Below are 8,045 nucleotides of genomic sequence, written 5' to 3' on the forward strand. Positions count from 1 at the left end.
AGCCTGAAATATCGGTGAGGGTAGGCAGTATCTTTCACCCCTCCTGTCACTCAATCTGTTCGGCACAAGCGCGCGTCAGATAGCGGGTGTGGGCTTCTTTTTAGGTTTCTTTGCTTCCTTGTTCTTCCTTTGCTGACCTTTTGCCATGATGCTCTCCTTGTATTGAGGATGCTCAAATAATAATAAACGCAGCCGCTCGTTAACGAGCGGGAGCGGTTCCTATGTAGATCGGTATTAATTCTTGGGGCGCTGACTGCAGTTTTCAAGTCTCGCTTTAACCCTTATATACTTGACTCTATGCTGCCTGAGAATTGATCAGGCATTGCATCTAAACGCCTTACTGTTATCTATCTTTTATCCGTCCCATCATGATTAGCCGGCTACCGGTACACAATCCAAAAATTCACCGCTATTCAGCGGGCGCCAACACTTGGCACATATAAATCAGCACTGTTGAGATCGAAGGCGCTGAATTTATAGCACATGGCTGAACTGCTCGCGTAGATTCTTACCGAATTGGGCTCGCCGCGAACCCGAAAGACGGCACCTTCATTGTCTGAGGTCTCCTCCAGCCCCTGATAGCTTGCGTAGATTCCCGCCACGCGTCGGCGCCGCGGCAAGCCCATAGCCCAGCGCCAGCAGCGATCCACATCTTGACTGCGTCCCGCGGCGCGCCAGACCCAGCCCGTGTGACTGATCGACACGCAGTCACCTTCATAGGGCTTTGTCCACCATTCGAGGATTCATCATGACCCAGCGCATCGAGTACCAGAAGCAATCACCCGAGCTGTTCAAGAAATTCGTAGAGTTCAGCACGGCCCTAACGCATTCCACGATCGAGGAGTCGATTCATGATCTGGTGAATATCAGGGCATCGCAGATCAACGGCTGCGCGTTCTGCCTGGACATGCACGTCAAGGAAGCCACGATCCATGGAGAACGACCGCTTCGTCTGCACCATATCGCCATCTGGCGCGAGTCCACACTGTTTAGTCCACGCGAGCGCGCCGCGTTGACATGGACTGAAATCCTGACCCAGCTCCCCGCGCATGGCGCGCCAGATGACGTCTACGAGCGTGTTCGCACTCAGCTGTCCGAGAAGGAATTGTCCGACCTGACCTTCCTGGTGATGTCGATCAACGCCTGGAACCGCGTCAACGTGGGTTTTCAGACGGTACCCGGCGCGTACGACAAGGCATTGGGCCTGGACAAATCCGGTTTGTACTGATCATGCATCGGCGCGACTGCGGGAGGGTATGTCGTCGCGCCGAACTCACCCATGACACACGGCCCGCTTGAGGCCCAGGAACGAGAACAAGCCATGACTATTTCAGAACTCTCACCATGCTGCTGCTGTTGGCAGCCGGTACTGCCGAAGCACAGCAGGCGCCAACATCGGCGCGCGTGACGCCGTTGATGACCAAGGCGCTGGCCGATTATCCGGGCAATGAAATCCTGATGCTCACCATCGAATACCCGCCAGGCGCCGTCGACCCCGTACATCGCCATAATGCGCATGGTTTCATCTACGTGCTGGAGGGTTCGATTGTGATGAGCGTGCAGGGCGGAGAGCCAGTGACGCTGACACCCGGCCAGACCTTCTACGAAGGCCCGAATGATGTGCATACCATCGGACGCAACGCCAGCCTCACCAAGCCTGCTCAGTTTCTGGTCTTCCTGTTGAAGAACAGCGACGAGCCTGTCTTAACGCCGGTGCGCTGACGCCCGACGGCTTCAGACGCCCGGCTGCTACGACCATCAACGACAAGGCGGGTGCGTAAAATCTTTGCCTTGCTGGCTCAACGCTCGGCCTAATTCCGACCACCATAATCCTTATTCAGCAAAAAATTCTTTCTGTACTATAGTCGAATTGGGCCTTATACATAAGCATGCAACTATTTAACCTGCCAGCAGGAAACCGGAGGTTGTGAATAGCCACCAGAGCAGCCAGTTCCTGCGCATGAGGTTGTGTAGCTTCACGGAACAGGAGTGCAAGCTCAGATGGATTGGTATGGACTGGAGGAACAATGTGTTCGTCGGAAGTCGGGTGAAGTACGAGCAGGTGTATTTGCGTGCCTATGACTCAGTCGCTGAAGCTAGAGCATCAATCATGCAATACGTGGATTGGTACACCGATCCAGGCCCGCGCTTGAGCTTGGGCAGGGAAACACCTGATGAAACTTATGCCGTGTTGTTACCGACGGTTGAAATGGCAGCGTGAGAATCAGCGAAGATTCCACCTATAAAACTTGGGGCCGCTGTTCAGACGAGTGGGACCAGCTCTATTGATCTGTCCTCTCACACACAATTCTAAACCACGACACACTTAAAAGGAGCAATGCACATGTTTGCAAGACCACTGTTGTTGCTGGCGTTTCTCATAACCGGTCCTCTGATCATAACCAGTCCCCTGATGGCGCAGGAGACTGTTACGCCGCTCATATCGAAAGATCTGGCAGGAGTTTCCGGCAAGGATGTTCTGATGTACACCGTGGACTTTCCTCCGGGCCATTCGAGCCCTGTCCACCGCCACAATGCGCAGTTGTTTCTTTACGTACTCGAAGGTTCCATCGTGACGCAGGTGAAAGGCGGAAAAGAAATCACCCTGACGCCAGGCCAGATCTTTTTTGAAGATCCTAACGATATTCACACCGTTTCCCGCAACGCAAGTAGCACGCAGCCAGCAAAATTCCTTGTTTTCATGGTTAAGAAGAAAGGCGCTCCACCTCTGGTACTAGAAAAGTAAAGGCCCGCTTTGATTAGCACCGTTGGGTTAGAGTGGTTGCCGGGGGTCAGAAAACTTTCATATGGGACGTCAAAAGTCCTTTTACCATGAACGCATAATCTGGGGCCAGGGCGACGGTTCCGGATACGGGTTGTCGACAGCGCAGTCGGTCGTATCGGTCAACTGGCTTGCTGGGAGCATTACAACCCGCTGCCCGTTATCCATTGAGGGCTGGAAGCGTGTCGATTTTTCTACAAATTTCAGATCACTGAGGGTAGGAGGTACCTAATTAACGGGGGAGGGCTTCATCCGTAACCGGCGCCACTCCACATTTCATGAGATGTAAGGTGTAGTAGTTTTGGTCTGATCCGCTAAGCAGTCAGATTTAAATTGGCACTTTGGACGCTAAAAACGAAAAAGCCACAAAGGACATACACCCTTCCGTGGCTCAGGATCAGGCGGTGTTTAAGTAATCTTTCGACGCCGTGCGATAAAACCAAGCAAGCTTAAGCCCGCCAGCATCAAGGCATAGGCTTCGGGTTCGGGTACTAATGCGTATGTCGCATGAACGTTCGCATTAGTTATCGTACCAGAAACGCTGAGTGTGCTGCTGGCAAACACATAATCATTCCCTACCGCCGACGCGACGCCAAACCTTGTGGAGACACTAACACCTCCCCCATAACCGACGCTCTGACCATCTGCTACGTTGGTAAAAGTTGTAGCGTTGGACGCAGGGCCTGGGTTCAGGGCCGCCGAAGCGCCGACTTCAACCGTGGATGGATTAAAGGGTGTGAATTTGGGGTCAAGCGAAACAGACGCTTTTGCAAACGTATTCGTCCCCGTCGTCGTGTTAGTGACCCCTCCGTTCCACGTCGTTGTAACTTTAACTTCAGCGTTCTGGGTGACGCTTTGCAGTACCCAATGCTTTCCGTCATCAGGATCTGCATCTGTCGGCGGGGTGACGCTATGCCCGACAGTGTACGAGCCGGAAAGGGAAGCACTATCATTCGCGTCAATACTTGCTCCCCCTCTATTAGTCTTAGATACCGATATAGACTCTTTATCAATAACGTTGGTCTTCGCAAGGGTCCAAGTCCAAGGAACGTCTTCAGTCTCTACAGCATTTGCTACGGCTGGCGGAAATACTAAAGCCAGTACAACGAGCACCGCCGTGTAATTCTTTAATTGTGAACAGTCGGTCATCCAAGTCGCCTTATTCATAAAACTCCTTAAGGTAATCAGGTCGAAAATTAGCCACGTTGCTTTTAAGTAATAGACGTAAACCGCACCACGCCAATGCACCCAAACTGACCGTGTACTCCCGCAACGTGTTTTCAGCATAGATCGTTTCAATTGGAAAGCAAGGAAACGGGGAGGAACGAATTGCACCGAATTAAATGTAGAATTTTGAGAAGTAACGCTGCGCCATATGGGAAATAGCGAAAAGGAGACTTTTATATGGTAAAGAGTAACGTGCTCCCCATAAACAACGCCATTTAGAATCTAGTAAAGTTCGTTTTTCCAGAGGAGAACGAATGTGAAGAAACGATTTACGGATGAGCAAATTGTTGGGTTTCTGAAACAGGCGGACGGAGGTGTACCCGTGAGGGAATTATGCAGCTAGCACGGATTTAGCGATGCCCGAGCGCCACACCGGCCGCCGATCTAGCCATCGATGGGATGGTCAGGCGTGTCCAAAAGCAACTGATAGAAAGCCAAGTCAAGCCAGCGGCCAAATTTGATGCCGACCTGGGGTAGCGTACCAACATGCTTGAAGCCAAGTTGCTCATGCAGCGCGATGCTCCCTGTGTTCGTCGCATCGATTCCGCCGATCATCGCGTGCACGTCGTTTTTTCGAGCTGCCACTATCAGCTCTCGCATCACCGCGCGGGCAAGCCCTCGACCATGATGGTCCTTGTGCACATACACAGAGTGTTCCACGGTGTACTTGTAAGCGGGCCATGCCCGAAACGTGCCGTAGCTTCCGAAGCCCAGCAGCATTCCATCGCCGTCCTCAACACCGATTACTGGAACGCCGTCGGCCCGCTTGGCGTCGAACCAACCAACCATGCTCTGTGGTGCTCGAGGCTTGTAGTCGTATAGCGCCGTTGAGTTCAAGATCGCGTCGTTGAAGATATCCAAGATCACGGTGGCATGCCGCTCGAAGGTGCAATGCACGATGGTCTGTTCGCTCATCACGATCTCCTTGAAGTGGATGAAAGGGTTGTCAGCGCCACTGCATAGCGCGCTCGGTTGCGAGTTGGGTTGCGAAAGGCGATGTGCTGACTAAGCACAATTGCAAGACAATCACCCGTTTGGAGGCGCAACTCGTATTCCACATCTTCGCGGCACTAGCCGAATTCGAGCGCGGCGTCATCCGCGAACGGACTGCTACGGGCTTGAGAGCCGTGCGGGAACGAGGCCGTGTGGGTGGCAGGTCTTCGGGTCTTCCAGACAAGGATCTTCAGGCCGCCAAGGCGATGCTGAAGGATTCTGCGATCACCGTTGCTGCCGTAGCCCGACGATTGAACATGGCTGCCTCCACGCTATACCGCCATATTCCCCGCGCGAGAAGTGCGAGTCTCGAGACAGACTAGGGCGCGGGTATACTGACATCGGGATGATGAACAGATTTGGCAAACCTCATTCCGCCTCTTGGCGCATGTGTATTCTGCTGCCGTACCTGCTATGAATTTCGGGTGCGTGCTACAGGGCACGGGCGGAAGAGTTGAAAAAGGAGCCATGAATTCTGTAGCGCTTGGTTTCACAGGCGCCCAGGAGTTTTCAACAGCTGCCCCGGTTATTCCTCGTTTACATCCAGTTTGCGATGTTCACCCAATGCATCGGTATCACCTGTCACCAGCGCTTTCACAAGTCCGTATGCCCGTGCAGTAGCACTGTGGGGCGCATCCCAATATTCGACTGCCAAGATGCTGACTTTGAGCAAAGCGAGATCCGGATCGTCCAAGCCCTTTGGGAACCAGGGCTTGAGCCACGGAGACCATAATGCCTGCATCTTCTCCTTGTCGTGCACCAGCTCCGCTGCCCCGGATATGGAAAGATAGTCGTACTTATCTGTACGAGCGTAGGAGAGGTTGACTTGCTGGTCCGGTTGCGCTTCCTCGATTTTTGGGGATGACAGGGAAGTAAAAAACCAGAGGTTGCCTTCGCTGTCCAGTTGCATGGTAGCCATGGGGCTGCTGCGCAAGGTGCCGTCTTTTTCCTTGGTAGTCAACATGGCGAATCTGGCATCGCCGACCATTTCCGCGACCTTAGCCAGCGCGGCATTATGTTGTTCATCGATTTCCACTGGTAACTCCTTTACACCGGTTTGATATCCGGCCTATTCAATGCTTCAGGTTGATGAAGCGCGTGAGGATATTTTCATCATTTCCTTCTGAGGCCAGAGGCCTGAACGCGCACTAGCCATCCCTTAGTTTTGCGGTTTGGGTGATATGGGCCATAAACTCTTCTTCGATCTTCTGTTCCATCAAAAAGTATTCGCGCTCTTCCTCGCTCATCTCATCCAACGACCGCTCCGGCAGTTCCATTATCAGCGCCTCGAATTCTTCCTGCGTTTGCGCCTTGCCCAGCCGTTCCTTCCAATCCTGCTCGTCCAAAGCCATTGAACCACCTCCAGAAGTTTCTTATACCCTCGTCAGTCCGGTGTATCCATTGTCCCGTGCTGTCGATCATGAGGGGCTCCACCATCAACGTTTATTCTATTTGAATAGCAGGAAACCCGGCATCGTCCGGCTTGGCCGCATCCTTAACAATATCGACCATTTGCGATAATCTACACCTCCAACCTTTGTCCGAGGGGTGTGTGTGATATTCTTCATTTGATCTGCGGATCAATGAGGATGTATTTTTAGGCGTTATAAAAATTAAAAAGGAACCAAAATGAAAGTAAAAGAGAATTTCACATTAATCGGTATCTCGATTCTATTGATTTGTGGGCTTACCGCATGCGACAAGCCGGGACCCGCAGAAACCGCAGGTAAAAAAATAGATCAGACGGCCGCTGAAGCCAGCAAGAGGATAGGTGAAGCAACGGATGAAATCGGTAAAAAACTTGGCAAGCAAGACGAGAAATGAGAGTAGTTGGCGGCAACCCCTTAAGGAATAGGTCCTCAGGCATCTTGTTTTCAGTGCAATAGCTGACGCTACGTACAAGTTGTCCACGAGTTCCATTGATGCTTACTGGACCATTAGCGATACGCCGTAGCGATGACCCGGAAGAGGTGTATTAGGGATACATACACTCTCGCCCAAAATCAGTGGGGCCGGACATAAAGGGGGCTATCGAAGGGGGCTATCGACAGACACTTTCGTGCCTCCCAGACCTCTGACTCGACCTTAGCTCTTACGGCGGCGCGTCCATCCTATCATGCCCAGACCCGTTAAAATGAGTGCGAAGGTAGCGGGTTCAGGAATTGCGGTCGGGGGTACGGCCATATCGGCTAGCGCTCCGACAGTGGCGCCATAATAAAACTCGTAATCAGGCGTGGTAAATAGAATGTCAGTGAACGTGCCATGGAATTTAAGTAATCCATTGCCTTCCCAGCCCGTAATCGAAGCGCCGTTCTGGGTAAGCAGCCCGCCTCCCCAATTACCCGCGCCTTCGCTCAGTATGCTGAATGTCACATTATTCAGAAAATTGAATGAAACCGGGACGCCTGCCTGGCCCGCGCTGAAAAGACTGATGAGTGGGTCAACAACCGCCTCGGAAAAATGAAAACCGTTGATTTGGCCTGTACCCCCGGTCATCAGAAGCATCCCGTTGGTTCCCGGCGTATTAGTAACTTCACTATTGGTGAACGAAGGCGGCACGTTATAAAGGTGTGAGCCGTAGTCCACCCCGAAGCTGCTACCCGTATACGTTACGTTGATAACGTTGGAATCCTGGGTAAAGCTGCCGCTTGTCGATGACGTCCAACTTGTCTAGCTGGCTGTATCGAGTGGCACCGCCTGAACAGGCGCTATAAACAAAGCGCCAATGATGAAAACGATAGTTCTGTTCATTTCATATTCTCCGTGATGATTCGATCCCTAGGCAAAGGGAATTCATTAAGTTTTAACGCTTCAGTTAGGTAGTTACAAACCACCTACCTGTTGCCATGATGTTCATTAAGCAATATCTGAGCCAGGAACAAAGATAGATAGAACACAAGCCTTTATCTAAAGACTTAATCGTGCGTTTGGGGAGGTGACCTGCTATTGTTTTTTGTAGCCAGTTCGAAGGTGAGTCTTCCGGTTCAGGCATTCTGATTTTGCAACCGTTGCAAGCCTGCTTCAGCCGGTGTTCGATTGCCGA

The 8,045-nt window shown here is 52.0% G+C and carries 13 protein-coding genes and 1 pseudogene; 7 read left to right on the forward strand and 7 right to left on the reverse strand.

Annotated features, from left to right (window positions below; translation table 11 throughout):
• Nucleotides 1-413 precede the first annotated feature (413 nt).
• Nucleotides 414-704, reverse strand: a complete 291-nt coding sequence (locus BM022_RS13800) for a hypothetical protein (RefSeq protein WP_091140222.1) — start codon at nt 702-704, stop codon at nt 414-416.
• Between the two features lie 44 nt (nt 705-748).
• Between BM022_RS13800 and BM022_RS13805 the strand changes: the two genes are divergently transcribed.
• From BM022_RS13805 to BM022_RS13820, 4 genes are all read left to right on the forward strand, one after another.
• On the forward strand, nt 749-1,228 hold the full coding sequence (locus BM022_RS13805) for a carboxymuconolactone decarboxylase family protein (protein WP_091140224.1): 480 nt from the start codon (nt 749-751) through the stop codon (nt 1,226-1,228).
• Between the two features lie 116 nt (nt 1,229-1,344).
• On the forward strand, nt 1,345-1,722 hold the full coding sequence (locus BM022_RS13810) for a cupin domain-containing protein (RefSeq protein WP_091140225.1): 378 nt from the start codon (nt 1,345-1,347) through the stop codon (nt 1,720-1,722).
• Between the two features lie 289 nt (nt 1,723-2,011).
• A complete protein-coding gene (locus BM022_RS16510) occupies nt 2,012-2,221 on the forward strand; it encodes a transposase (protein WP_143079592.1) in 210 nt (69 codons plus the stop codon).
• Between the two features lie 123 nt (nt 2,222-2,344).
• The gene (locus BM022_RS13820) at nt 2,345-2,746 is read left to right on the forward strand and encodes a cupin domain-containing protein (protein ID WP_091140228.1); all 402 of its coding nucleotides are present in this window, start codon (nt 2,345-2,347) and stop codon (nt 2,744-2,746) included.
• A 444-nt stretch (nt 2,747-3,190) separates the two neighbouring features.
• Here BM022_RS13820 and BM022_RS13825 read toward each other — a convergent pair whose 3' ends face one another.
• Nucleotides 3,191-3,949, reverse strand: a complete 759-nt coding sequence (locus tag BM022_RS13825) for a PEP-CTERM sorting domain-containing protein (protein ID WP_256209193.1) — start codon at nt 3,947-3,949, stop codon at nt 3,191-3,193.
• A gap of 316 nt (nt 3,950-4,265) precedes the next feature.
• On the opposite strand from BM022_RS13825, the pseudogene BM022_RS16515 reads away from it, so the two are divergent.
• A pseudogene (locus BM022_RS16515) lies at nt 4,266-4,349 on the forward strand (transposase); the annotation flags it as partial.
• A 44-nt stretch (nt 4,350-4,393) separates the two neighbouring features.
• Here BM022_RS16515 and BM022_RS13830 read toward each other — a convergent pair.
• Complete coding sequence (locus BM022_RS13830; RefSeq protein WP_091140230.1) at nt 4,394-4,924, reverse strand: GNAT family N-acetyltransferase; 531 nt, start codon at nt 4,922-4,924, stop codon at nt 4,394-4,396.
• 83 nt (nt 4,925-5,007) lie between these two features.
• Here BM022_RS13830 and BM022_RS16290 point away from each other — a divergent pair, with 83 nt between their 5' ends.
• Complete coding sequence (locus tag BM022_RS16290; RefSeq protein WP_305728859.1) at nt 5,008-5,325, forward strand: recombinase family protein; 318 nt, start codon at nt 5,008-5,010, stop codon at nt 5,323-5,325.
• A 203-nt stretch (nt 5,326-5,528) separates the two neighbouring features.
• Here the strand turns inward: BM022_RS16290 and BM022_RS13840 are convergent, their stop codons facing one another.
• Nucleotides 5,529-6,038 (reverse strand): pyridoxamine 5'-phosphate oxidase family protein, encoded by a 510-nt coding sequence (locus BM022_RS13840; protein ID WP_091140233.1) that lies wholly within the window; start codon nt 6,036-6,038, stop codon nt 5,529-5,531.
• A 112-nt stretch (nt 6,039-6,150) separates the two neighbouring features.
• Nucleotides 6,151-6,354: a hypothetical protein gene (locus BM022_RS13845; protein ID WP_091140235.1), complete on the reverse strand. Its 204-nt coding sequence runs from the start codon at nt 6,352-6,354 to the stop codon at nt 6,151-6,153.
• Nucleotides 6,355-6,631: 277 nt separating this feature from the next.
• On the opposite strand from BM022_RS13845, the gene BM022_RS13850 reads away from it, so the two are divergent.
• On the forward strand, nt 6,632-6,826 hold the full coding sequence (locus BM022_RS13850; protein WP_091140237.1) for a hypothetical protein: 195 nt from the start codon (nt 6,632-6,634) through the stop codon (nt 6,824-6,826).
• Nucleotides 6,827-7,087: 261 nt separating this feature from the next.
• On the opposite strand, the gene BM022_RS13855 is transcribed toward BM022_RS13850, so the two are convergent.
• The gene (locus BM022_RS13855; RefSeq protein ID WP_177191739.1) at nt 7,088-7,498 is read right to left on the reverse strand and encodes a PEP-CTERM sorting domain-containing protein; all 411 of its coding nucleotides are present in this window, start codon (nt 7,496-7,498) and stop codon (nt 7,088-7,090) included.
• Between the two features lie 319 nt (nt 7,499-7,817).
• A partial coding sequence (locus BM022_RS15800; protein WP_218146894.1) for a hypothetical protein occupies nt 7,818-8,045 on the reverse strand: 228 nt, incomplete at its 5' end.

It is taken from the genome of Nitrosospira sp. Nsp14, from assembly GCF_900113575.1.
Taxonomy (GTDB): Bacteria; Pseudomonadota; Gammaproteobacteria; order Burkholderiales; family Nitrosomonadaceae; genus Nitrosospira.